This is a genomic window from Faecalicatena contorta (genome assembly GCF_021531895.1).
Lineage (GTDB): Bacteria > Bacillota > Clostridia > Lachnospirales > Lachnospiraceae > JAFBIX01.
Map to the genome: position 1 here is coordinate 85,737 of NZ_JAFBIX010000002.1, position 25,690 is coordinate 111,426.

Here is a 25,690-nt window from a genome sequence, read left to right on the forward strand (position 1 = left end):
GGCAGGTAATGTTTTATTACCTGCCCCCTGTTAAATAGGATATGTATTTTTTAGAATTTGATTGCTACTTTAAAATCACCATATTTTCCAGTTGCATATTCAAATGCTTCTTCCCATTTTTCGACTGGGAAATAGCGGCTTACTACGCCGTCTGTTTTCAGATTGCCATTGGCGATATTTTCGATAACGAACGGATAGCAGTAAGGACTGAGGTGAGAACCAAGCACATCCAGTTCTTTGTTGTCCCCGATCAGTGTCCAGTCAACAGTTGTTGGTTCCCCGAATACACTGAATTCTACAAAACGTCCGAGCTTACGGATGACTTGAAGTCCCTGCACAACGCTGGATGGATGGCCGGTAGCTTCGATATAGATGTCGCATCCATATCCGTCGGTAAGATCTTGAATGGCTTTGACAACATCCATCTTTCCTGGATTCATAACGATATCTGCACCAAATTCTTTAGCTTTTTCCAATCGTTCCTCTTTCATGTCGAGAACAATGAGTTTGGCCGGATTCATCATATGTGCATACGTGATCATTCCCAGACCAAGAGTTCCGGCGCCAGAGATTACAACAACATCCTCAACGGTAATCTGTGCACGGTCAACAGCATGTTTTGCGCAACCATAAGGTTCAATCAACAGAGCATCTTCCAGCGGCATATCAGCGGGTACCCTGTGAAGGACGGCATTCTTCGGATAACGGACATACTCTGCCATGCCTCCGTTATTTTCCTTCTGGAAACCAAAAGTCGCGTGTGGCTGACACATCCAATAGCGGCCGGTTTTACAGAATTTACATTTGCCGCATGGAACGATCTGGTCAGCGATGATGCGGTCACCCAAATCATATTCTGTAACATTTTCGCCTTTTTCAACTACGATTCCAAGAAATTCATGACCCGGAATAAATGGAGGGCGAACCCATTTTTCATGTGTTTCATCTCCCCAGGTCGAATTACCGTGATAACATTTCAAATCTCCTGCGCATATACCGCAGCCTTCTGTCTTTATGATAATATCATCGGGTCCGCATTCCGGAACGGGATATTCAGGCTCATATCTGTAATCTCCCTTGTTATAAGCGACAAGAGCTTTCATTGTTTTGGGCAAAGTGCTCATAATCAATTCCCCCAATATAAAATTATAATCTTATGAAATTATTCTTCCATGTTAATGATAACTTTCATAGCTTTATCTTTCTGCTGGTCAATGGTATCGTAACCTTTCTTAAAGTCTCTGAATCCGAAACGGTGTGTGATCAAAGATTCGAATTCGATCTTTCCGTCAGCAACTAATTCAATCGCTTTCTTGAAGTCCTCTTCACGGTACATTGCGCTTCCGAGAAGTGTCAGCTCATGATCCTGAACAGCTGCCATATCAACGGTAGCAAGATCGCCAAATACACCAACGATTACAATGTGGCTGCCTTTTCTTGCGTATTCAATTGCCTGTTTTGTTGTCGGATTGATACCGATGCATTCGAAGATAACATCTGCACGGTCTTCTCCGCAAGCCTCGATAATAGCCTCTAACAGATCTTTTTCGTTTGGATTAACAGCTGTAATACCGCATTTTTTTGCAGTTTCGCGTCTGTATGTACTTAATTCAGACAGAAGAACGACTTCCGCACCCAGTGCCTTTGCTGTCTGGGCAACAAGGTTTCCGATTGGGCCTCCGCCTAATACAACTGCTTTTTTGCCGGTCATATCAGCAGAAAAACGGCGTACAGCATGTACTGCAACTGCCAGAGGCTCGATCATTGCACCGTGATCCCAGGACATCTCTTCTGGAAGAACAAGTGCTTTTTTGGCGTCTACAACAAAGTAATCACTTGCCATACCAGTGGTCTGGAATCCCATAACTTTTAAGGTCTCACAGTCATTATACAGACCATGTGTACAAGGATAGCATTTACCGCACACAACCTGTGGCTGGATCGTTACTTTATCTCCGACTTTGCAGTTTGTAACTTCGCTTCCTACTTCAACAACTTCAGCAGATACTTCATGTCCTTGGACAACTGGATAGCTGGTATATGGATGTTTTCCGTGATTTACATGAATATCAGAACCGCAGATGCCGATTCTTTTCATCTTAATCTGGATCTGGTCCGGTTTTACTTCAGGGACATCAACTTCCTGATATACAATTTTTCCAGGTTTCGTCATAATTGCTTGTGTCATTTTTGCCATAATATCTACTCCTTTTCATTTTGAATTCTATACGATTAATTGTTGTTATATTATAACATAGTCCTTCGCCGTTAACAAGTACGTATAGGTAAAAATAACCTTGAATACAAGAAAAAAAGGAGAAAAACTATTGATTTTTCACAGTATAATATTATAATATCATTACAAAGGTATATTTATGGCAAAAATATATTTTTCTCTTGCGAAGGAATCCCAATGTGATATACTAAATATAGTGTATTTGTGGGAAAAGCGAGGAGGAGATGAGATGTTAAACAAGACTGATAGGATCGATAAGTCGATTCCGATTCCTCTGTATTTTCAGTTAAAAAAATTAATATTATCGGAGATCAAAGAGGGTAACTACAGAAGCGGTGAATTAATTCCGACTGAAAAAGAAATCAGTGATGCGTTTCAAATCAGTCGGACAACTGTCAGACAGGCAATTACGGAATTAGTCCAGGAGGGCTGGCTTTATCGTGTGAAGAGCAAAGGAACATTTGTGGCACAGCCAAAGATTTCTCAGGATTATATCCGTAAGATTGAAAGTTTCAATAACCAGATATTCCGTCTGGGCATGACTCCGAGTACAGAGGTCCTTGAATTGAAGACGATGAAAGGAACAGAGGTAAAAGATGTGGTACTTGAGGCGTTGGAACTCACAGAAAAAGATGAAGTGATTTTTTTGTATCGGAAGAGGATGGCAGATGGGGAGCCTATTGTAACCAGTAAGACATATCTTCCGTATAAAGAATGTTCGTTTTTGCTGAATCATGATCTTAATACGGAGCAGTTATACAGTATCCTTTCGGAAAAAGAAGAGAGTAGGATCTTCCGTATTGAGCGTACCATAGAGGCAGTGGAGGCAAAGACAGAAGATGTGAAGCTGCTGGATATGAAACGGGGAAAGCCGATTCAGTTTTTTGTTTCGGTCGGTTATAATGCGTTTGGCAAGCCTATTGAATATACCTTGTCAAGATACCGCGGTGACCGCAATAAGTTTGAAGTGACCGTATTTCCAGAGAATAAGAGGTAAAAAGGAGGAACATTATGGCAAAGTATATCTTGGCACACGATCTGGGGACTTCAGGAAATAAAGCAACGCTGTTTTCCGAAGATGGCAGCCTGATCCGTAGTGAAGTATTTCCTTATGATGCCCACTATTTTAATGATACATGGGTAGAGCAAAATGCAGACGACTGGTGGAATGCTGTGTGCAAGTCAAGCAGTAATCTGATTCATTCAACAGGGGTAGATCCGAAAGACATTGGTGCTGTTAGTTTCAGCGGACAGATGATGGGATGTCTCTGTGTAGACAAGAATGGTAAGCCGTTGAGACCATCCATTATCTGGGCAGATCAGAGAGCGCAAAAGCAGGTCGCACAGATTGAAGAACACATCAGCCAGCAGGATTTCTACCATATTGTCGGGCATAGAAATACCGCATCATATGGAATCCAGAAATTGATGTGGGTACGTGACAATCAGCCGGATATATATGAACAGACCTATAAAGTTCTGAATGCAAAAGATTATATTACATTTAAGCTGACCGGAAAGTTCTATACAGAACCATCTGATGCAAATAGTTTTGCATGTTTTGACCTGAATACATTCCAGTGGTCAGAAGAACTGATTCAGTATGCCGGAATTGACCCGGATAAATTACCAGAGATCAAACCATCCACATTTGTTGCCGGAGGCGTGACGAAGGAGGCCGCAGAAGCAACCGGTCTTGCAGAAGGAACACCGGTAGTTTTGGGTGCCGGAGATGGAGTTGCTGCGAATGTCGGCTGTGGTTCTATTGCACCGGGTAAGACTTATTGTTGTATGGGAACCTCTGCATGGATTACCACAACTGCAGAAAAACCGATCTTTGATGACCAGATGAGAACAGTTACATGGGCACATGCAGTTCCCGGACTGTATGCACCGAATGGAACGATGCAGTATGCCGGCGGCTCTTATAATTGGGTAAAGAATACGATCTGCACAATGGAGGCTTATAAAGCAAAAGAGAATCATACTTCTCCATATCAATATATGAATGAGTTGATTGAAGAAAGCCCGGTAGGTGCAAATGGAGTTATTTTCCTCCCATATCTGCTCGGAGAACGTGCGCCAAGGTGGAATGCAGATGCAAAGGGCGCATGGCTTGGTATGAAGCCTGAGACAACCAGAGGAGATATCTTAAGAAGTGTTCTGGAAGGTGTTACCATGAACCTGTCTGTATGCCTGGATATTCTGCGTACACAGATCGATATTGATGAGATCACTGTTGTAGGCGGAGGTGCAAAGGGCGCTGTATGGCGTCAGATCATGGCTGATGTATATAATGCCAGGATTCAGGTGCCGACCCTTCTGGAGGAAGGAAGTTCTATGGGAGCTGCTGTTATCGGCGGAGTCGGAGCAGGAATCTTTAAAGACTTTACGGCGATCGACAAGTTTGTTAATATCGACTGCGTTCAGGAATCGAATCCGGAAGCTGTAAAGGCATATATGCCAGTGAAAGAAGCATTTGAAGAGTATTATTTCGCATTAGAAGATACGTTCAGAAAACTGGCGAAACACGTATAAAAAGAAACATATTGATTAACAGATCAGAACGTTGATTCCGTGAGAACGATAATAGTTCAGATATTGTGAATCGACTTTCGAATCTGTAATTACATTAGGAATTTTTGTCAGACTGCAGAGCTGTGAAAAAGTTCTCTTTCCGAATTTACTATAATCGGCAAGGAGATAACAGTTTCTGCAGTTTTTGATTAGAAAATTATAGATAGAGGTGCGTGAACGATGTGTAATAGAATAGCCAAATTCAAAATCAATCCCGTCAACGGTAAAAAAAGCTTTGTCAAAAGATATCTGGCTGACGAGTTCGGCAGTGTATTCACCAAAAGTTTCAATAAAATGAGCGCTGTAATTGATGCTTCCGCCTAAAAGTAAGACAGAAACATTCGGAGATGAAGAGAATTCAACGACTGCATTGATGTTGGTCGTCACGATCGTAAGATCTGGGATATTTTTGATCTCTCTGGCAAGAAGCGTACAGGTTCTTCCGGAACCTAGAAAAATATGGTCGCCAGGATGAATGAGGTTTGCAGCAACCTTTGCGATATGAGTTCTTTCTTTTGCGTATAAATCAGGAATATCGCTTTGATTCACGATATTCCCTGTAACAGATTTATGCGCTTTTTTTGCACCACCATGCATTTTTATAATTAATCCGTCCTGGCTCATGGCATTTAAATCACGCCTTACAGTAGCAATGGAGGAAGATGTAAGGTCGCACAGCTCATGGATGGATGCTGACTCATGTTCATTAAGATAATTTAAGATTAATTTTGTTCGCTCAGGTGCATGCATAAAAACCTCCGGATTAATTTCTTATTTATTTACGATATAAGGACATTCCTTTCCGCTGAGGACGTCAATCAGATTTTTAATAGCGGCATTTGCCATATTATCCGTAGCTTCTTTTGTATGAGCTCCAGTATGAGGTGTCACAACTACATTGTCCAGTTCGAACAATGGAGATCCTGTCGGGGGCTCGATTTCAAAAGCATCCAATCCGAGACCGCCGAGTTTTCCTGCTTTTAATGCTTCGTAAGCAGCGTCTTCGTCAATAATTCCACCTCTGGAAGTATTGATCAGGATAGTTGTCGGCTTCATTTTGCTGATAGCATCCTTATTGATCATGTGTTTTGTGGAATCCAGCAGAGGAAGGTGTAAGCTGATGACATCTGCCTGCTCTACAACTTCATCAAAAGTACATACGGTAATATTATTCTCTTTACAATATGCCTCGTTGATAAATGGATCATACGCAATCACGTTCATTTCAAATCCTTTGGCACATCTTGCAACAACTTTACCGATGGCTCCAAGCCCCATAATACCAATGGTCTTGCCCTTTAATTCCATTCCGGTTGAACGAACCCACTCGCCGTTGCGTGTAGAGTTGTTCAAGTATGTGATTCGTCTTGCAACGGAAAGGATCAGAGAAAATGCCAGCTCACCAACTGCTTCTGCATTTACTCCAGGAGTGTTTGTAACGGGGATTCCTTTTGCTTTTGCAGCTGCGATATCTACGCGGTCAAAGCCTGCTCCGTAACGGGAGATGATTTTCAGGTTTTCGCAGGAATTGATTACTTTTTCGGTTACAAAATCAAGACCGGCAACATATCCGTCGCAATCTTTTAATAATGGAATCAATTCATCTTCAGTCAGCGGGCGGCCCAGTTCGTTGAATACAAGATCATCAGAAAATTCACGAAGAATTTCCAATGCCTTAGAACCTTTGGCGGGCTGTAAAGAAGTCGGGGTTACTAATATTTTCATAAATTGTTTCCTCCTTATTATTTTGTCACGAGTGAAACAGCTTCTTTTGTTAATCGGGTAATCTCTGCAAAGTCGCCTGCATTGATCAGGCTGTCTTTTACCATCCAGCTTCCTCCGCATGCGATGATTTTATCAAATGCGAGGAAATCTAGGATGTTTGAAGCGTTGATACCGCCGGTCGGCATGAATTTCATGGTAGGGAATGGAGCAGCCAGTGCTTTAATTGTATCCAGACCGCCATACTGCTTTGCCGGGAAGAATTTTACAAGTGGCAGACCGTATTCCATGGCAATCATAACTTCAGATGGAGTACAGGTTCCCGGGAATACCGGGAGATTGTTTTCCAGAGCAAATTCTACGACCGGGCGGCTGATTCCGGGAGATACAAGGAAAGAAGCACCTGCATCCAGAGCACGTTTTGCCTGCTCTACGTTGACAACAGTTCCTGCTCCGACCATCATTTCCGGAAATTCTTTTTTCATAATCTTAATAGATTCTTCAGCGGCATCTGTACGAAATGTCACTTCAGCTACTGGAAGTCCGCCTGCACATAATGCTTCGCCAAGAGGCTTTGCATCAGCTACGCGGTCTAATTTTACAACTGGTACAATTTTCTTTTCTGCAACTTGTGCTAATAAATTTGTTTCGCTCATGGTATATTCTCCTTGTCATAATGTTACTGGGTTAATACTTGTGCCGGATTCTCGACAGAGATCAGATGTAAGATCTCTTTGGAAATTCCTGACGCAAGTAAAGACTCGTTGAATGTTCTGAGGATGTAATCCAGTCCGATTGCACTGCTGTCATAGGCTTTGAGCCTTGCTCTGGTAGTGTCCAGAGAATAGAGCAGTTTATACTGATAACCTGCGTCAATAAGTTCTCGGAACAGACCAATCTCATGTTCGTCGCTGTGATACTTAAAACGTCCTATGGTATCGAATTCTAGGTAGGATCCGTTCTTCAGGATATCCTTATGCATTGTAATATCCTTACAGGCTCTGTCCATGTGGCAGAAGATCAGGTCTTTTGCTGCAACGCCGAGACTCAGAAGATAATCCTGCAGTGGACGAGGATCCGTTCCCTGTTCAATATGGATCATAATGACCCGGTCTGTGCGAAGAGAAGCTCTCGCAGCTGCCAGGAACATTTCTTTGTACCGAGAGCTTAATTCTTCGGTGTCGTAAGCGGTCTTAATAATTCCAGCTTTTGCATCGCATTGTATTGTGGGAAATGCGAGGTCGGCATCGATGAACATGCCCTCGGTTAATTCCCGCACGAACAATTCTTCCAGATCGGATGCGGGAAGGGTATATATCCAATGATTTTCAGGGTAAAATGTTAACTTGTGAAAACCAGTGGAAGCAATAATGTGTACACCAGATTCTTCGGAGAGTTTCCGAAACTCAGGTGCCATGCGGTTACATCCGCATGGCTGAGCTTCTATAAGAGAGTTTCCGCCGAAATGATGATACTGATTTAATTCTTCAAGGCTTTTAGCCATATCGTCAATACATAGAGCAGGATTGATCTCAAAAGATCTTCCCTTGCTTAAGGCAATGTGTTCATGACACTGGCAGAAGCCAAGTTCTTCTGGTGCAATGATTCCGGTAACGGTCGTGATCTCTTTCATATTGTATGTACCTATTTCCAACGTGGGTTGTCAATTACTGCTGGTGCACCGTCTTTTTCAACGATTAATTTATGATAACCCTTTGTTTCAATTGTTCCATAATCATGGCCGGCATCTGCAGCAAATGTATAGAACATAACCAGAGGTTTTTTGCCGGTGTTGACAGATCTGTGAGCATAACGTCTCGGAACGTAGATGGCCTCGCCCTTTTTCAGTGGAAGTTCAATGGTGTCACCTTCTGGGTTTTCCATGACCATGTAACCTTCTCCGTCCAAGGTGTAATATACTTCTGCGGTTTCCAGAATTGTGTGGAAATGTCCCTTTGTCATATAATATTCATTTCCAACGGTTCCGGGATAAAGGATTGTTGTTCCGAATGCAAGGTCTCCGGCTCTTTCCGGGCATCCCAGCTCGTGGAATTCATAGATCAGAGGATCTCCGTCTTTGAGGAGCTCTTCAGCAGCTGCTGTATCGCAGTACATATCTTTCATCTGTGATAAGTATCTTTTTGTGGTTTCGGCAGTTTTAGAAAAACCAGTTTGAAGATCAAAGTCTACAAGAAAACTGGTATCCCAGTTAAAATTATTCATAATAGCCTCCTTATGATTTTGCAATTCTGCTTAATTCGTCTAATAATTCTCCCTTGATTTCAATATGGAAGACTTCTGCGATTACCTGTGTCCATCCATGAATAAAGTAGATCCAGCCGTCTTCTACATGGAGACGCTTTTCCTCAGCCTGAGCTTCAGCCTGACGTTTGAAGAGAAGATCGCCGCGGTAGTTGATTTCCCATACAAGGCTGTCTTCCGGGAATACGCAGTCATTAGTAAGCGGAGAACCCGGGCCGTCTTTGCCGAGTCCGGTAGCATTTACGATCAGAGAATGTGGTTTTAACTGAGCCAGTGTCTTGTCGTTATCTGCCGGGGTAGGATTAAGTACATATTCAAAATGAATCTTTGGATTGATTCCTTCCAGAATTGCTTTGGCAGATTCCAGTCTTGGAAGACTTCTGTTAGCGATAATAATATTCTTTGGAACGTTGTCTCCAAATTTTTCCTGTGCAAAATAAACAGACATAGCAAGGGTACTTCCGCCGGCGCCAAGAAGTAGCACATCTCCATCATAATCTGTCCAGTAATTCTCAGGTACAAAATTCTCAAGAGCCAGTCCGCTGGAGATTGGATCTTTTGCATGTGCACATAATTTTCCGTCTTTCTTAGAGATAGAAGAAACCTCTCCTAATTTTTCTGCATATGGATCAATATATTCGAATAAGTCTTTGCAGGTGTTAAATAAATCAATCTTGTGTGTGGTTACCAGAGCGCCCATAGAAAGAGGGTCGTTCTTAATGAAATTTACTGCTTCACGGTATTCTTCAGCAGAAGAATGCGGAGCAAAATCAATTCCTTTGATAACAGCATCATTTAATCCAAGTGCTTTTGCCCATTTTGGGAAAACCTTCATAATGGATGACTGTCCTGTTGTTACTCCAATAAAATATAAGGTTGGAGCGGTTGCTTTCTCATAAACATTTGCCATTGGTCAAATCTTCCTTTCATAATAATGATAATGGATTTGTTGTAACATTTCGTTGCGAGCCAGGTGTAAGATGTATCAATATGTTATAACATAGTAACATTGTAATACTGAATTGATTTATTGTCAATAGAATTAACAAACATGATATTGACAAACGGATTCTAATGTTATAACATAACTACATAATAAAAACTAATCTGATGTGAAAAGGAGAGATAGCTATGAATGCATTGGAAAAATTATTTTCATTGGAAGGAAAAACTGTCATTGTTACTGGCGGAGCACAGGGAATCGGAAAAGTAGTAGCAACCCGTCTGGCAGAAGTTGGAGCAGATGTTGTAATCTTTGATTTACAGGAAGAAAAAGCGAAAGCAGTTGCTGGCGAGATAGCAGAATCTACCGGAAAGAAAACGGCAGCATATGCTGTTGATGTAACAGATGAAGCACAGGTTAAGGAAGCAATCGACAAAGCAGATGCAGAGATGGGCGGCCTGGATCTTCTGTTTAATAACGCAGGAATCGTTATCCATAAATCTGCATATGATGTTACACCTGCAGAATGGAGAAAGGTTATTGATGTGAACCTGACAGGTGAGTATATCATGGCAACCACATTTGCAAGATATCTGAAAGGCAATGGCAAGAAAGGTGCGATCTGTAATACAGCATCTATGTCCGGACATATTGTTAACTGGCCTCAGGAGCAGGCTTCTTACAACGCATCAAAAGCTGCTGTTATCCAGATGACCAAATCTCTTGCAGTGGAATACTGTAAAGATGGAATCCGTGTAAACTGCATCAGTCCAGGATATATGTATACAGAACTTTGCTGCAATGTGAATCCGGATTGGCAGGAAAGATGGATGGATCTTACACCTTACGGAAGATATGGAAAACCGGAAGAACTCTGTGGAGCAGTTATTTATCTTCTGTCTGATTCTGCATCCTTTACATCTGGAACAGATCTTGTTGTTGATGGATGCTTCACATGCGTATAAAACTAGGGGAGTGTTATGATCATCGACGGTAATGAAAAAGAAAAAGCTGCAATGGCGGAAATTCATAATAATAACAGGGAAGAGGGGTATAGGCTGCAGGAGGAATTCGTCAGTGAATTCCGAAAAGAGTATGCAGACAAAGACCACTGTCCATGTACAAAAGCATGCAGATACCATGGCAATTGCAAAGAATGTGTAGCGATACACCGCGCACATCAGGAACATGTTCCGGTTTGTATGAGGCCGTTAATGAATGCTAAGATTAAGATTTTATCAGAATTGACGGAACATACATATTGTGAAAATTGAAATGTGAGATCATATTTATTTCTTGATATTTTGCCGTTAATTTTAGAATGCTGCTGTAAAACAGATGATGTAAAATCTGCGTTACAGCAGCATTTTTTTGCGTGCAAAAGACATTGTAAATATTCTACAAAAATAAAAAAGCGTCAAAATGAGCGAAAGTGATAAAAGGTCAAAATATAGTCAAAACATAAGAAACATATACAAAAAATAGAAAAAATATGGCATGGTAAATAGAAAATATAATGAATAATTTGAAAAAACGTTATTTATTTAACGGTAAAATGCATAAAAAAGAAAACGAAAAGTAGGAAATAATTGTTGACAACTCTGAAGTAATGTTATAACATAACGATATAAGTTGGCGCGAAGTCATAACAAAAAAAGGAGGAAATGATATGAAGAAAAAGTTATTGAGCGTATTGCTGTGTGCAGCAATGGTAGCAACAATGGCAGTAGGATGCGGAAGCAGCGACAGCTCTTCTGAATCAAGTGATGATGCAGCTGCTGAAGAAGATGGAGGAGAAAGCAAAGAGTTTAAAATTGGTATTGCAATGAAGACTCAGGATGGTCCTTACTTTGTAGCATTGACCAAGGGCATTCAGGAGAAATGTGCAGAACTCGGTCTTGTTGAATCAGCAGATGATGTTGTTGTACTGAATGCTAACATGGACGTAGCAAAACAGTCTGAAAACTTTGAGACATTTATCTCTCAGAAATACGATATGGTATTCTGCGATTGTATTGACCCAGATAACGTAATCGCTGACGAGCAGTCTTGCTACGATGCAGGTATCCCGGTAATCAATATTGACTCTGGTGTTAATGATGGAAGCTACTGTGTAACAACAGTATATTCTGACAACAAACAGAATGGACGTCTGTGTGGAAAATCTTTTGCAGAGTCTATGGGCGATGAGGAAATCTACTCTATCATGTTATCAGGTGAAAAAGGAAACGTTGCTGGTAACGAAAGACGTCAGGGACTTATCTGTGGTGTTCTTGAACAGAGATTAGGCATTTCTGAAGAAGAAGCTTGGGAACTTACAGCAGAAGCTGATGACGAATTACTGAACAAAGGTTCTTATACAAATGAAGAAGCTAAGTTCACAATCGCTGGACAGGGCTGGGGCAACTGGACTGTTAACGATATTCTGAACGATGCAAATGACCTTGTTGTTAAGACAAAAGGCAAATTAAACACAATGTTTGCAGAGAACGACCAGATGTTATTTGGTGGTATGCAGGCAGCTGATGATGCTGGTCTTACAGGTATCCACTATGTAGCAGCAGCTGACGGTGCTCAGGAAGCATATGACTACATCAATGGAACAACAGAGTGCAAGTCTGGTGAATACTACTGTACAGGTGAGAACTCTCCAGTTCAGGTAGCAATCACAGCTGCAAATATTGCAAAAGAGATCTTAGTTGATGGAAAAGATCCAGAAAGCTATGACGAAATTACATTAACAGAAGCTATCTGTGTAACAAAAGATAACGTTGACGAGCGTTATGAATTCGGCTTCTAAATCTTAAAACATAATTTAGGTCCTCCTTTAACGAGGAGGACCTTTTTTCGAAGTATTAAAGAAGGTAATTAAGGAACGATAAATACTATTTGGAGGTGAGTGCATGGAAGAGCAATGTAAATATAAACTTGAAATGCGGAATATCACAAAGCACTTTGGGGGAGTAAAAGCTCTTACAGACGTTTCTTTGAAAGTGGAACCGGGCGAGATTCACGCACTTATTGGTGAGAATGGTGCGGGAAAATCTACGTTGATGAAGATCCTGTCTGGTGCATATCAAAGAGACAGTGGGCAGATTTTTATAGATGGAAAAGAAGTAAAGATTACGAACCCAAAGGAATCTAAGGACTTGGGTGTTGCTATTATTTATCAGGAATTCATGCTCGCTCCCGATTTGACAGTTGCAGAGAACATTTTTATTGACAGGCTTTCTGCAGGAAAAGTAGCTATTAATTGGAAAAAGTTGAGAGCAGATGCAAAAGAACAGCTTGAAAAACTGGGATTCGGAGATATTGATCCGAATGCAAAATGCGGAAGCTTGAGTGTTGCTTATCAGCAGGTTGTTGAGATATGTAAATGTCTTACAAGAAATGCGAAAATATTAGTTTTTGATGAACCTACAGCGGTTCTTACGTTTTCTGAGATCAGAAAATTATTTGAAGTTATTAATAAACTGAAAGATGAAGGTGTAAGTATTATTTATATTTCCCATCGTCTGGAGGAGATTTTTGAACTAAGCCAGCATATTACAATTTTGAAAGATGGTACATATGTAGATACGGTTGATACAGATAAGTTTGATAAGCAGAGACTGGTTAACCTGATGGTCGGACGTGAAATGACAGATATGTATCCGGAAAGGCATGCAAAGATTGGTGATGTTGTATTAAAAGTAGAAGATTTGCATGCAGGCAAGTTAGTCCAGGGTGTAAGTTTCGAAGTAAGAGCTGGAGAAGTACTCGGATTCAATGGTCTTGTTGGAGCAGGAAGAACGGAAACCATGAGAGCTATTTTTGGAGCCGATAAGAAAGAATCTGGAAAGGTTTACTATTTTGGAAAAGAAGAAAACTGGAAGAGTCCGGGAGAGGCAATTAAGGCAAAATTCGGATATCTGCCGGAAGACAGAAAGAAACAGGGACTTTTGCTTGAACAGAGTATTCGTATGAATACAACGCTTGCTTGTTTAAATAAAGTTGCCAAGAGTGGAATTATTAACCATAGCGCAGAAAAGAAGTTTGTAAAAGATACTTTGGCAAGTATCCAGACAAAGTATGGAAATACAGAAGACAATGCAAACAGCTTATCTGGTGGTAACCAGCAGAAAGTAGCTCTGGCAAAATGGGTTGCTGCTGACTGTAAATGTATCGTATTTGATGAACCTACCCGAGGCGTCGATGTAGGTGCTAAAACGGAGATTTATAAAGTAATGAACACCCTTGCAGAGCAAGGTGTTGCAGTTATTATGATTTCGTCAGAAATGCCGGAAATCATTGGTATGTGTGACCGGGTTATGGTTATGCGTAATGGAAAGATATCCGGTGAAGTTCAAAAAGATGAACTTACTGAAAACACGCTGATTAAATTTGCTATGGGGGTTTAATTATGGAAAAAAAGAAATTTAATGTTAAAGACTTTTTAATTGATAACAATACGTATGTGATTTTTGTTGTATTATTTATAATCTGTGCATTTATGTCAGATACATTCCTGCAGTCAACAAACCTGATCAACATCTGTCTGCAGCAGGCAGGACCGATCCTTGTTGCACTTGGTATGCTGTTTGTTATCCTGACAGGTGGTATCGACCTTTCTGTAGGTGCTGTAACAGCTTTGTCATCCTGTAGTGCATATGTGCTGATGCGTGACCATTCTGTTGCATTTGGACTTGCATTCCTGGTTGCGATTCTTGTTGGTCTTGCAATGGGATTGTTAAATGGTATCCTTGTTGCTTATGGTAAGATGCAGGGATTCGTTACGACGCTGGCTACATTGTCTATTGGAAATGGTGCTGCCCTGATTGTGTCACAGGGTGCTCCTGTAAGATGTTCTAATATCCCGGCAGTTGGTGCTCTGGCAAGTAAAGATTATGGATATCCAATCGTAATCGGATGTATCATCATCATTATCATCATGGCACTGATTCAGAAATATACAGCATATGGACGTATCGTAATTGCATGTGGATCTAACAGCACAGCTGTACAGCTTGCTGGTATCAATGTTAAGAAATATGTATGCTCTTGCTATGTTGTATCTGGTCTGCTTTCTTCTATCGCTGGTATGTTCATCGCATCCAGAACACAGACAGCAGCTTCTACCCTTGGTAAAGGCGGAGAGCTGGATGCTATCGCATCTTGTGTAATTGGTGGTGCCAGCCTGGCAGGTGGTAAAGGTAATGTTGTAAAAGCTGTTATCGGTGCTCTTATCATGGCTCTGATCAGTAACATTATGAACCTGAAAGGTGTACCTGCTTATCCACAGGAAATCGTAAAAGGATGTATCATTATCGCAGCTGTATTACTTCAGATTTCTACAGACAGAACAGACAGTGCTGTATAAGATTGATCATATTACTACAACTAAAAAGAACCGGCCTGTGCGCAATGTCATTAAGTTAATATTGTGGATTGGGTGGTCTAAAAGAAATCAAGCAGGAAAGTATAGAGTCTTTCCTGCTTTTTCTGTGTTTAGCGTATGTCAATAAGACAGATTCTCATCTGCCTAAAATTAGTTGTCTACTTTTTGGTTAATTTATGCTACTCTATATAAGAAACCATGAAATACCCTTGCTGTTAGTTTTCGTTCACGATGCCTCTCAGGTCTTACAGGTATAATATTTCTCGATATAATGGTTTCCAAATCGGGTGATGTTGTTTTCCCTTGATAGAATAATCTACACACATGTACTGCAACTGAAAAATTAGCTTGATAAGTGTATTTTCTTTGTTTCTTTTCAATGACTACGTGCGAGGTAATCATTTCTGCAAAGTTATACATTATCAGATGTGCGTAGATTTCTTGATGGATACACATCACCTTTTTTGAGTGAAAATCCAACATGCCAATTGTATATTTTATATCTCGAAAGGATGTTTCAATCCCCATCGTGAAGCGTATAATTCTTTAAGTTTATTTGGTGGATACGCATCTGAATCTAGATTTGTAAGCACTGTTTCATAAAGTTCATCCGTTACTTTAAATCTAACGATTCTAAAATTAAGCGTATAAAATTCAGTGGGATCATGTTTTCTTAACTTTTGAGGCAAATAATCGAATGTAACCGTACTTGGAATGAACCTATAATGATTTTTATCTTTGAACAGTTCTTTTGTTTCTTTCGTCTGTTTTCGTGTCAGCTTTAACGAAATATTTTTGTCAAACTCATCAAGTTTGGGAAGAACTAATCCTTCTTTAATACCAGTTCTTCCGTCTTTGATTCGGATTAAAAAATACCAGCCTTTTTCTTGAATGTGAGCCATGTTATTGTATGATTCATAGCCACGATCTGCTATAACCAACGCTTTTCTAATATTCGAGCGATCAACCATCTTCTGTAATGCACTATGTTCATTCCAATCAATACGACCCTGAATTATTGCATCCGTATATATTTTTTGCTTTAAGTCAAAAAGTGCATTTAGGTGAAGTAGATTGTAAGGCTTTTGACCATTAGCTCCTGGATGAAATGACGATAAGTCATCAGGATTTGTTGCTATCTGAATATCGGAGCCATCGACTGCTAATACACGCATTTTGGAATCATTATTCTTAGAAATGCTTGAAGTAAAGCCATCGAAAATGGTTTTAAAAGCTTCAGCTTTAATCTTAGAACGTTGTTGAACAAACGCCGATGCAGTTGGGAGATCTGGTTTGGAATCAAACGCATCAATTAATTCTTTTGTAAGACTTCCACTTTCCATACCAATAATAGTTTTAACAACTATTTCGAATGGAAGTTTTCGTTTCCTTGAAAAATTTCTGCTTGAATCTATGCAGAAATCGTCTGATTTTTCTGCTACGGCTTTTATTTCCGATAATAAAAGCTTCTTTAAACACTTAGGTTTCATATGCTTCCTCCTTGCAATCAAGATTCTCTTAATTACAAGGGCCGCTTTCGCTACCTCATTATCATTCAATAGCGAAAGCGGCCGCATATCTTTGGATTCCTGTCAAGCTTTTTTGAGAAAAAAAGACCCCAGTATTATTTCTAATACTGAGATCTTAATTCGTCATCTTAACTTAATGACATTAGGCCTGTGCGGCTGGTTCTTTTTTTGGGCATAAAAATAATAAAATAGATATGTCTGACAGAGCGAAAACTGCGAAAGCCTTAAAGTCCTTTGTAGTATCTTCCGACAGCATCTGCTGCTTTGACAATGTTTTTCAGCATTTCATTTGTGATTTCATAAGGCTCTCTTACCAGTTCTGGTAAAGAAGCGTTATCTGCGATCAACTGAAGGTTCTCTTCGGTCAATTCAACCTGCAGGTCTTCAAGCGTTGTCGGAAGGCCGACTTCCATACAGAAAAGAACATATTCTTCTACGACATCGGAAGGAGCATTTTCTGCAACCAGTTCACATAATGTACCAAAAGCAACTTTTTCACCATGAAGAGTCTTAGTTCCGTTTGGCGTAGCGGTGATTCCATCACCAACAGCATGAGCGCATGCACATGCTGTGTTCTCAAAACCGAGTCCGCTCATCAAAGTATTAGCTTCGATTACAGATTCCAAGGCTTCGGTAACAACGTGCTGTTCATTGGCAATCTTTGCGGCAACGCCATATTCCAGAATGGTATCATAACATAACTGAGCAATTGCCATAGATACTTTTGTACGGCGGAAAGTACCTGCTTCCTGACAGATATAGTTCGGGCTGTTGGAAGCGGCGTTAGCCTTAGCTTCAAATAAAGTAGCCATTGCATCTCCCATACCGGATACAAGGAAACGAACAGGAGCGTTTGCGATAATTTCGCTGTCAATGATTACGATATCAGGGCTTTTTACATAATTGATCGCATGAGAATGTTCATGATTCTCTTTGTAGATAACGGAAAGAGCACTGGTCGGCGCATCTGTAGAAGCACTGGTCGGTACAATTACAACCGGCAGTTTTAATGTATTTGCCACACCTTTTGCAGTGTCCAGAGTTTTGCCGCCACCGATCCCCATGATAATTTCGGCGCCTTCTTCGGCTGCTTTTTGTGCAGTTGAAGCGATTCTCTCTTCCGTAACCTCATGATCAAAAGGAACACTTGTGAATTTTGCATCCTTCTCTTCGTATTGTTTCGTCAGGACCGGAGTCAGACTGTCAAAAAAGAATGGATCAATAATTGCGAAAACTTTTGTACCATATTTCGCAGTATGGATTGCCAGGCGATTAATTTCTCCTGGGCCTTGAATGTATCTTCCGGGAGAACCGAAAGACATAGTTCTTGATGCTGGCATAGTAAAACCTCCTATAAATTTATGTAATAACATTATTATGTAATGTAATAATAACATAAAAAAGAGGATCTGAAAACATTATTTGTACAAATATACTAGACAAAGCCATCTTATCAATGATAAGATATAACAAAGTAACAATGTAGTGACATTATTATTAAAAGAACGGAACGAAAATCATAGCAGGAGGTTTGATAAAATGAAAACAGTAATCATAAACAAAGACGGCACCTTGGCGGTTAAGGAGGTGCCAAAACCGAAATACGGACCGAAGCAGGCATTGACAAAAACGATTGCGAACGGTATCTGTGGTACGGATGTGCATCTGATGATGAAAGCATTTAAGGGTGTTTCCGAGGATATGTATCCGGTTATGCTGGGTCATGAAAATGTTGGAGAAGTCGTAGAAGTAGGATCGGAAGTAAAGGGATTGAAAGTCGGCGATAAAGTACTTCTTCCATTTGTAGATGAGGACAGAGAGCATCTGGGACCTTACGGCTCTGCCTGGGGAGCACTGAGTGAGTATGGGGTTGTCAATGATGCGGCTGCGTATGAAGAAGGGGAAGTGCCAGATCTGGCAAAGGCACAGAGAGTGCTGCCGGATGATATTGATCCGGTGGATGCTGTCATGATCGTCACTTTAAGAGAAGTATTGAGCAGTGTGAAATATTTTGGCATAAAAAAAGATCAACCGGTCGTAATCTTTGGATGTGGTCCGGTTGGACTTACATTTATTAAAATGTGTAAATTAGTCGGAGCAGATCCTGTAATTGCTATTGCGCGAAATGAGTCTAAGAGACAGAATGCATTGGATGGCGGAGCAGATATCGCATTGAACAGTAAAGAGTGTGATATCACAAAAGAGATTCGTACAATGTTCCCGTCAGGAGTTCCTTACGTGATTGATGCTGTTGGTTCTGAAGAAGTAGTCAATGATGCAATGGGCTTGATCTGTGACAGAGGCGAGATCTGCTGCTATGGTGTTCCAAGAAAAGAAGAGATGCATGTTGATTTCAGCAAAGCTGATTATAACTGGGTCATCAATTTTCAGCAATTCCCTCGTAAAGATGAGGAAGCAGCAGTTCATGATCAGATCATTCAGTGGATTCGCGAAGGAAAGATTAATTTAAAAGATTATATATCTGATTATTTTACATTTGACAACGTAATAGAGGCATATGATAAGGCAATGAATAAAGAAGTCCTCAAAAAAGGAATCGTCGTATTCCGGTAGATGATATTTAAATGAACCCTTTGCGCTTGACGTGTGAACAATGAAAAGGTTATAAATGATATGAAGACAAGATAAAGGACTAGAGGAGGGCGCATGGAAGGAATTATATTTGATGTGGATGGAACCTTGTGGGATTCGACGAGAGAAGTTGCGGTTTCCTGGAACCGTGCGATTCGTGAACAGTCGAATCTTAATGTAGTTCTGGAAGCGGAGGAACTGAAAAAAGAATTTGGTAAGCCGCTGGAAGAGATCATGGAAGATCTGTTTCCGGAGCTTACCGTGGAGGAGAGAGAACAGCTTGCAGAGCATCTATATCGATACGAGAACAAATGGGTAGAGACAGCACCGTGTATCCTGTACGATAAGATGCCCGAGACCATCCGTGAATTAAGCAAAAAATATAAGCTGTTCATTGTCAGCAACTGCCAGTCCGGTTATATAGAAGCCTTTCTGAAAAATACCGGATTGGGAGAGTATATTACAGACTATACCTGCCCCGGAGATACTGGCAAGCTAAAAGGCGAGAACATTCGCATTATTATGGAAAGAAACCAGATCCAAGATGCAGTATATGTGGGAGATACTCAGGGAGATGCCAATGCATGCAAAGAAGCCGGTGTTCCAATGATATATGCGGCATATGGATTCGGACAGGTAGAAGGAGAATATCAGACCATCCATTCTTTTGAAGAACTGTTAAAAATGGGGACGTAGTAAAATTGCATTTTACTACGTCCCCATTTTTACTTTATTTTACATAAAATAGTTGATTTATGTTGGGTTTGGTGGTAATATCTAATGGAAAACAACATAAAACAAATAAAAACGACTAAAAAAGAGGTGATTTGATGTTGGCAATCGAGAGGAGAAATGAGATTTTAGAGAAGCTGCAGCATGAGAAGCGTGTTGTGGTAAGTGAATTGAGTCAGTACTATCAGGTGACGGAAGAGACGATCCGCAGGGATCTGGAGAAGCTGGAGAATGACGGGCTTGTGATTAAGAGCTATGGAGGCGCTGTCCTGAATGAACAGACTGTCTTTGGGCTGCCTTTTAATGTGCGGAAGAACCAATGTGTTGTGGAGAAGAAAAAGATTGCCGGAATTATTGCAGAGATGGTTCAGGATGGGGAGGCGATTATGCTGGATGTCAGTTCTACAGCTGACTATATAGCAAATGGTCTGAAAGAGAAGAAGAATCTGACCGTTATTACGAATTCTGTAGAAATTATTGTAGATTTATTTGATATGCCGGAATGGACGGTTATTTCTACGGGAGGCGTATCCCGTGCAAAGTCTTTTGCGCTGGTAGGACCTAACACAGATCAGATGATCAGTTCTTATCATGTAGACAAGGCCATCGTATCCTGCAAGGGGTTAAATCTGGAAGCAGGAATCACGGATTACGATGAGCAGGACGCAAGCAGCAAGAGAATGATGCTTCGGGCAGCGAAAGAGAGGATTCTGGTAGCAGATCACACGAAATTCGATGCGACTGCGTTTGTAAAAGTCGCAGACTGGTCTGATATTACCAGGATTGTAACAGACCAGAAACCGTCGCAGCAATGGCTGGATCAGTTTGAACAGTATCAGATAGAGTGTATATATCCTGACAGATAAGGATAGGAAAGGAAATGGATAAGGTTATGAAAGATATCATGAGGGACATGATTGCAAAACGAAAAGCTGGTATGAATTGTGGGGTTCCATCTTATTGCACAGCAAACCGGCTGGCGATTGAAGCTATTCTGGAACAGGCAAAAAGATTTGATGATTATATCCTGATTGAAGCGACAGCAAATCAGGTAAATCAGTTTGGTGGATATACAGGAATGAAACCAGAAGATTTTAAAGAGTTTGTATACCAGATCGCTGATTCAATTGGTTTTCCAAGCGAGCAGCTGGTGCTTGGCGGAGATCATCTTGGCCCTTTGACATGGGCAGGACTTCCGGAAGAAGAGGCAATGGCAAATGCTGTGGAACTGGTAAAAGAGTTTGTACTTGCAGGTTTTAAAAAGATTCACCTGGATACAAGCATGAAGCTTGCAAGTGATCCGACAGATGAGATGTTGAGTGATGAAGTGATCGCGGAACGTGGTGTAACATTATACCAGGCCTGTGAGGAAGCCTATCAGGAATTGCTGAAGTCCAATCCGGATGAAGCAAGACCGGTATTTGTGATTGGAAGTGAAGTCCCGATTCCGGGAGGTGCTCAGGAAGAAGAGGATACGATCTCTGTCACCAGACCGGAAGCATTTGAAAGAACAGTTCAGGTATATCAGGAGACCTTTCAAAAACACGGCATTTCAGATGCATTTGAAAATATCATTGGTGTTGTTGTACAGCCCGGAGTTGAATTCAGTGACAGCGGTGTCTTCCAGTATGACCGGGCAAATGCAAGAGAATTATGTGCTGCATTGAAAAAGTATGACGGGATAGTCTTTGAAGGCCATTCTACCGATTATCAGACGCCAGATAGTCTCAAGCAGATGGTAGAAGACGGAATCGCGATTCTAAAGGTGGGACCTGCGCTTACATATGGACTGAGAGAAGGAATTTTCGCATTAAGCATCATGGAAAAGGAACTGGTAGCGGAAGAAGACCGTGCAGACTTTATGGAAGTTATGGAAAAAGTAATGCTGGATTCTCCGGAAAACTGGCAGAAGCATTACCATGGATCGGAGGAGGAGAAGCGACTGGCAAGAAGATACAGCTTCTCAGACCGCTGCCGTTATTATATGAATACAGATGAAATGCAGACCGTAATTCAGAAATTATTCGATAACCTTAATGCGGCTGGAATTCCGATGAATATGCTGCATCAATACATGCCGCGTCAGTATACGAAGGTTCAGAAGGGTGTCCTGAAGCTGGAAGCGTCAGCTCTGGCAAAGGATTGTGTCGTAACAGTTGTCGAAGACTATAATTATGCGGTAAAATATAATTATATGATAGCAAATATATTTGCATAACAGAGGAGGATAAGATATGTCATTAGTTACATCAAAAGAAATGTTATTAAAAGCGCAGCAGGGCGGATATGCAGTAGGAGCATTCAACGTGGAAAATATGGAGATGGTAAAAGCCGTCATTGCAGCAGCTGAGGAATTAAATGCTCCCGTCATGCTTCAGACAACGCCATCCACTGTAAAATACGGTACGCTGGAAACATATGTGGGAATCGTCCGGGCGGAGGCGGAAAAGGCATCTGTTCCGGTTGCGTTGCATCTGGATCATGGAAATAGTTTTGAGCTTGCAGTACGGGCAATCAAAGAAGGGTATACATCTGTGATGATTGATGGATCCGGACTGGGCTTTGAAGATAATATTGACGTGACCAGACGTGTCGTTGCGGTTGCGGCTCCGAATAATATTCCGGTAGAAGCAGAACTTGGAAAAGTCGGCGGAAAAGAAGACGATCTTGAAGCAGATGGAGATACCAATACTGATCCGGCACAGGCGGCAGAATTCGTGGAAAGAACAGGCGTTGACTCCCTGGCTGTGGCTATCGGAACTGCACATGGATTCTATGTGGGAACTCCTGTGCTGGATAAAGAGAGATTGTCCGAGATCCGCAAAGTAGTAGATATTCCACTGGTTCTTCATGGAGCATCGGGGTTATCGGATGAAGATGTAATGGATTGTGTAAAACGTGGAATCTGCAAGGTTAATTTTGCAACAGAGCTTCGCGTAGCATATACAGATGCTGTGAAGGCATTATTGAAAGAAAAACCAGAAACATTTGATCCAAAAGCATTTGGCAAGGTTGGTATTCCGGCAGTAAAAGAACTGGTGATGAGTCGTATGAAGGTGTGCGGATGCGATCATAAAGCCTAAGAAGCAGAAAGAGGTTAAGTATGAAAGAATTGTTATTGGGAATTGATATTGGAACCAGTGCCTGTAAGATTGCAGTATTTCGAAAAAATGGAGAAGTAGTTGCGACTGCCAATGGAAATTATAATGTATATTATCCGAAGCCGGGATATGCAGAGCAGAATCCGGATGACTGGTGGGAAGCAGTGTGTAAGGCTACGAAAGAATGCATTCAGAAGGGAAATATTAATCCGGCGGATATTGTCGGAATTGGTGTAGATGGACAAGGATGGTCTGCAATCCCAATTGATAAGCAGGGGAATGTTCTGACCAGAACTCCTATCTGGATGGACACCAGATCAAGCGATATCTGTGACAGGCTGAATCAGGAGATCGGGAAAGAAGAGATCTTCCGGGTAAGTGGTAATTCGTTGACAGCACCATATACAACAGGAAAGGTTTTGTGGTATAAGGAACATCTGCCGGAAGTATATCAGCATACGGACAAGATCTTGCAGTCTAATTCGTTCATTGGCTATCGTTTGACTGGAAAGACTTCTCAGGACATCTGCCAAAGCTATGGATGGCATTGTTTTGACATGGAAAAGGGTGCCTGGGATGATGATATGAGAAAAGCTATGGGAATTCCGGAAGGATTTCTTCCAGAAATCAGCCCCTGTCATGCAGTAATCGGGACAGTTACAAAAGAAGCGGCAGAACAGAGCGGCCTGGTAGGAGGAATTCCGGTTATTGCAGGAGCACTGGATGCCGCATGCGGTACTCTGGGTGCCGGTGTTCTGCACAATGGAGAGACTCAGGAGCAGGGCGGACAGGCAGGAGGAATGAGTATCTGTATTGACAGTTATAAGGCAGATCCAAGATTGATACTGAGCTATCATGCAGTTCCGGATTGCTGGATCCTTCAGGGAGGAACGACTGGCGGCGGAGGCGTCATGCGCTGGCTGGAAAGACAATTTGCTGATTATGAGAGGGCAGTGGCAAAAGAGATTGGAAAGAGTTCACTGACACAGTTTAATGAGATTGCTGAAAAAGTAGCGCCGGGTTCTGACGGGTTGATATTCCTGCCATATATGTCCGGGGAAAGAACGCCAATCTGGGATCCGAATGCAAAAGGTGTATATTATGGCTTGGATTTCAGTAAGACGAAAGGTCATTTTGTGCGGGCTGCAATGGAAGGAGTTGCATTTTCTGTCAGACATAATCTGGAGGTGGCAGAAGAGGCCGGTGCATCAGTAGAGGTGCTAAGAGCAATGGGCGGAAGTGCAAACTCACTTCTCTGGACACAGATTAAGTCTGATATTACAGGAAAACCGATCGTTGTGCCGGATTGTGATACGGCAACAACGCTTGGTGCAGTGATGCTGGCCGGTGTCGGAGTTGGACTGTATAAGGATTTCCAGGAGGCGGTGGATCTTACCGTGTCTGTAAAGAGAGAGCACACACCGAATCCAGAAGTGAAAGAAGTATATGATAGAAACTATGAAATTTATCTTGAGTTGTATGAAAATTTGAAAGAAACAATGCAGAAATCAGGAGGTAAGTAAAGTGAAAGCAGCAGTTGTAGTTAAAAACGAAGTTGTAGAGTATCAGGAAATTGAAGAACCAAAGGTAGAGCCGGGTACCATTAAAGTAAAAGTAAAAGCATCTGGTATCTGCGGCTCCGATATCCCAAGGGTGTTACATAACGGAGTTCATTTTTATCCAATCGTGCTGGGGCATGAGTTCGCAGGAGATGTTGTAGAAATAGGTGAAGGCGTAGAGAATATCAAGATTGGTGACAGGGTGTCCGGAGTACCGCTTCTTCCATGTATGAAATGTGATGACTGTCAGAAAGGAAATTATTCGCTGTGTAAAAATTACAGTTTTATCGGTTCCAGACGCCAGGGAAGTAACGCAGATTATGTGGTCATTCCTGCAACGAATGCAATCGTATTTGACAAGAGCATTCCATATGAACAGGGTGCAATGTTCGAGCCTTCTACTGTTGCACTGCACGGACTGCGCTGCAATGATTACCAGGGCGGTGAATATGTTGCAGTTCTGGGAGGCGGAACGATTGGTATGTTCACCATGCAGTGGGCAAAGATCTTCGGCAGTAAAAAGGTGGTTATATTTGATATCAGTGAAGAGCGTCTGGAGATGGCAAAACGTCTTGGCGCAGATGAAGTGATCAATACACTGGAAGAGGATTATATGGACAAGGCAATGGCTATTACCGGCGGCAAGGGATATGCCTACGTATTTGAGACCGCAGGACAGCCTGTGACGATGCGAATGGGATTTGAGGTGGCTGCAAACAAGGCACATGTATGTTTCATTGGAACGCCTCACGTAGATCTGACATTTACGCCTGCAATGTGGGAAAATATGAACCGTAAAGAATTCAAACTTACAGGCTCCTGGATGTCATACAGTGCACCATTCCCGGGAAAAGAGTGGGAACTGACGGCACATTATTTTGCGACAGGAGAGCTGAAATTCGACCCGGCATTTGTATTTAAGAAGATGCCAATGAGCCAGGCACAAGAGGCATTTGATATGTATAAGACTCCTGGACTGGTACAGGGTAAGATCCTTTTGGTAAATGAGGATTAATTCAGCCGGATAAAAGGAAGAATGTATGGATCATCAGAAGAGGTC

General features: G+C 41.6%; 24 protein-coding genes. 14 read left to right on the forward strand and 10 right to left on the reverse strand.

What is annotated here, in order from left to right; genetic code table 11:
- Positions 1 to 50: 50 nt before the first annotated feature.
- Positions 51 to 1,124 carry an alcohol dehydrogenase catalytic domain-containing protein gene (locus JQM81_RS01110; protein WP_235231629.1) on the reverse strand — a complete coding sequence of 358 codons (1,074 nt, stop codon included), beginning with the start codon at positions 1,122 to 1,124 and terminating at the stop codon, positions 51 to 53.
- Positions 1,125 to 1,162: 38 nt separating this feature from the next.
- On the reverse strand, positions 1,163 to 2,188 hold the full coding sequence (locus tag JQM81_RS01115; protein WP_235231678.1) for a zinc-dependent alcohol dehydrogenase: 1,026 nt from the start codon (positions 2,186 to 2,188) through the stop codon (positions 1,163 to 1,165).
- Positions 2,189 to 2,465: 277 nt separating this feature from the next.
- On the opposite strand from JQM81_RS01115, the gene JQM81_RS01120 reads away from it, so the two are divergent.
- Positions 2,466 to 3,233 (forward strand): GntR family transcriptional regulator, encoded by a 768-nt coding sequence (locus JQM81_RS01120; protein WP_235231630.1) that lies wholly within the window; start codon positions 2,466 to 2,468, stop codon positions 3,231 to 3,233.
- Positions 3,234 to 3,247: 14 nt separating this feature from the next.
- On the forward strand, positions 3,248 to 4,774 hold the full coding sequence (gene xylB / locus JQM81_RS01125; protein WP_235231631.1) for a xylulokinase: 1,527 nt from the start codon (positions 3,248 to 3,250) through the stop codon (positions 4,772 to 4,774).
- Positions 4,775 to 4,789: 15 nt separating this feature from the next.
- Here xylB and JQM81_RS01130 read toward each other — a convergent pair whose 3' ends face one another.
- Genes JQM81_RS01130 through JQM81_RS01155 form a run of 6 tightly spaced genes read right to left on the reverse strand, consistent with a single transcriptional unit; the run spans position 4,790 to position 9,707 of the window.
- Positions 4,790 to 5,563, reverse strand: a complete 774-nt coding sequence (locus JQM81_RS01130; protein WP_235231632.1) for a DeoR/GlpR family DNA-binding transcription regulator — start codon at positions 5,561 to 5,563, stop codon at positions 4,790 to 4,792.
- 21 nt (positions 5,564 to 5,584) lie between these two features.
- Complete coding sequence (locus JQM81_RS01135) at positions 5,585 to 6,538, reverse strand: phosphoglycerate dehydrogenase (RefSeq protein WP_235231634.1); 954 nt, start codon at positions 6,536 to 6,538, stop codon at positions 5,585 to 5,587.
- A 17-nt stretch (positions 6,539 to 6,555) separates the two neighbouring features.
- The gene (eda, locus tag JQM81_RS01140; protein ID WP_235231637.1) at positions 6,556 to 7,191 is read right to left on the reverse strand and encodes a bifunctional 4-hydroxy-2-oxoglutarate aldolase/2-dehydro-3-deoxy-phosphogluconate aldolase; all 636 of its coding nucleotides are present in this window, start codon (positions 7,189 to 7,191) and stop codon (positions 6,556 to 6,558) included.
- A gap of 23 nt (positions 7,192 to 7,214) precedes the next feature.
- Positions 7,215 to 8,168, reverse strand: coding sequence for a phosphotriesterase (locus tag JQM81_RS01145; protein ID WP_235231639.1), 954 nt, complete (start codon positions 8,166 to 8,168; stop codon positions 7,215 to 7,217).
- A gap of 11 nt (positions 8,169 to 8,179) precedes the next feature.
- Positions 8,180 to 8,758, reverse strand: a complete 579-nt coding sequence (locus JQM81_RS01150) for a glucose-6-phosphate isomerase family protein (RefSeq protein WP_235231640.1) — start codon at positions 8,756 to 8,758, stop codon at positions 8,180 to 8,182.
- 10 nt (positions 8,759 to 8,768) lie between these two features.
- Positions 8,769 to 9,707, reverse strand: coding sequence for a shikimate dehydrogenase family protein (locus tag JQM81_RS01155; RefSeq protein WP_235231641.1), 939 nt, complete (start codon positions 9,705 to 9,707; stop codon positions 8,769 to 8,771).
- A 221-nt stretch (positions 9,708 to 9,928) separates the two neighbouring features.
- On the opposite strand from JQM81_RS01155, the gene JQM81_RS01160 reads away from it, so the two are divergent.
- The 5 genes from JQM81_RS01160 (at position 9,929) to JQM81_RS01180 (ending at position 15,099) form a co-directional block, all read left to right on the forward strand.
- The gene (locus JQM81_RS01160) at positions 9,929 to 10,705 is read left to right on the forward strand and encodes a glucose 1-dehydrogenase (protein ID WP_235231642.1); all 777 of its coding nucleotides are present in this window, start codon (positions 9,929 to 9,931) and stop codon (positions 10,703 to 10,705) included.
- A 15-nt stretch (positions 10,706 to 10,720) separates the two neighbouring features.
- Positions 10,721 to 11,014, forward strand: a complete 294-nt coding sequence (locus JQM81_RS01165) for an LPS biosynthesis protein (RefSeq protein ID WP_235231643.1) — start codon at positions 10,721 to 10,723, stop codon at positions 11,012 to 11,014.
- A gap of 395 nt (positions 11,015 to 11,409) precedes the next feature.
- Positions 11,410 to 12,540, forward strand: coding sequence for a substrate-binding domain-containing protein (locus tag JQM81_RS01170; protein ID WP_235231644.1), 1,131 nt, complete (start codon positions 11,410 to 11,412; stop codon positions 12,538 to 12,540).
- A gap of 103 nt (positions 12,541 to 12,643) precedes the next feature.
- Positions 12,644 to 14,140, forward strand: a complete 1,497-nt coding sequence (locus tag JQM81_RS01175) for a sugar ABC transporter ATP-binding protein (RefSeq protein ID WP_235231645.1) — start codon at positions 12,644 to 12,646, stop codon at positions 14,138 to 14,140.
- Between the two features lie 2 nt (positions 14,141 to 14,142).
- A complete protein-coding gene (locus JQM81_RS01180; RefSeq protein ID WP_235231646.1) occupies positions 14,143 to 15,099 on the forward strand; it encodes an ABC transporter permease in 957 nt (318 codons plus the stop codon).
- Positions 15,100 to 15,614: 515 nt separating this feature from the next.
- Here the strand turns inward: JQM81_RS01180 and JQM81_RS01185 are convergent.
- On the reverse strand, positions 15,615 to 16,607 hold the full coding sequence (locus JQM81_RS01185) for an IS4 family transposase (RefSeq protein ID WP_235231647.1): 993 nt from the start codon (positions 16,605 to 16,607) through the stop codon (positions 15,615 to 15,617).
- A 263-nt stretch (positions 16,608 to 16,870) separates the two neighbouring features.
- Entirely contained in the window at positions 16,871 to 17,986 is a 1,116-nt protein-coding gene (locus tag JQM81_RS01190) for a glycerol dehydrogenase (RefSeq protein WP_235231649.1), read from the reverse strand.
- Positions 17,987 to 18,185: 199 nt separating this feature from the next.
- Here JQM81_RS01190 and JQM81_RS01195 point away from each other — a divergent pair, with 199 nt between their 5' ends.
- The 7 genes from JQM81_RS01195 (at position 18,186) to JQM81_RS01225 (ending at position 25,645) form a co-directional block, all read left to right on the forward strand.
- Positions 18,186 to 19,220 carry a zinc-dependent alcohol dehydrogenase gene (locus tag JQM81_RS01195; RefSeq protein WP_235231650.1) on the forward strand — a complete coding sequence of 345 codons (1,035 nt, stop codon included), beginning with the start codon at positions 18,186 to 18,188 and terminating at the stop codon, positions 19,218 to 19,220.
- Positions 19,221 to 19,313: 93 nt separating this feature from the next.
- Complete coding sequence (locus JQM81_RS01200) at positions 19,314 to 19,934, forward strand: HAD family hydrolase (RefSeq protein ID WP_235231651.1); 621 nt, start codon at positions 19,314 to 19,316, stop codon at positions 19,932 to 19,934.
- 134 nt (positions 19,935 to 20,068) lie between these two features.
- On the forward strand, positions 20,069 to 20,836 hold the full coding sequence (locus tag JQM81_RS01205; RefSeq protein ID WP_235231652.1) for a DeoR/GlpR family DNA-binding transcription regulator: 768 nt from the start codon (positions 20,069 to 20,071) through the stop codon (positions 20,834 to 20,836).
- A gap of 14 nt (positions 20,837 to 20,850) precedes the next feature.
- On the forward strand, positions 20,851 to 22,188 hold the full coding sequence (locus tag JQM81_RS01210) for a class II D-tagatose-bisphosphate aldolase, non-catalytic subunit (RefSeq protein WP_235231653.1): 1,338 nt from the start codon (positions 20,851 to 20,853) through the stop codon (positions 22,186 to 22,188).
- 16 nt (positions 22,189 to 22,204) lie between these two features.
- A complete protein-coding gene (locus JQM81_RS01215; protein ID WP_235231654.1) occupies positions 22,205 to 23,053 on the forward strand; it encodes a class II fructose-bisphosphate aldolase in 849 nt (282 codons plus the stop codon).
- Between the two features lie 20 nt (positions 23,054 to 23,073).
- Positions 23,074 to 24,594: a xylulokinase gene (locus JQM81_RS01220; RefSeq protein ID WP_235231655.1), complete on the forward strand. Its 1,521-nt coding sequence runs from the start codon at positions 23,074 to 23,076 to the stop codon at positions 24,592 to 24,594.
- A 1-nt stretch (position 24,595) separates the two neighbouring features.
- The gene (locus tag JQM81_RS01225) at positions 24,596 to 25,645 is read left to right on the forward strand and encodes a galactitol-1-phosphate 5-dehydrogenase (RefSeq protein WP_235231656.1); all 1,050 of its coding nucleotides are present in this window, start codon (positions 24,596 to 24,598) and stop codon (positions 25,643 to 25,645) included.
- The last annotated feature ends 45 nt before the right edge of the window (positions 25,646 to 25,690 follow it).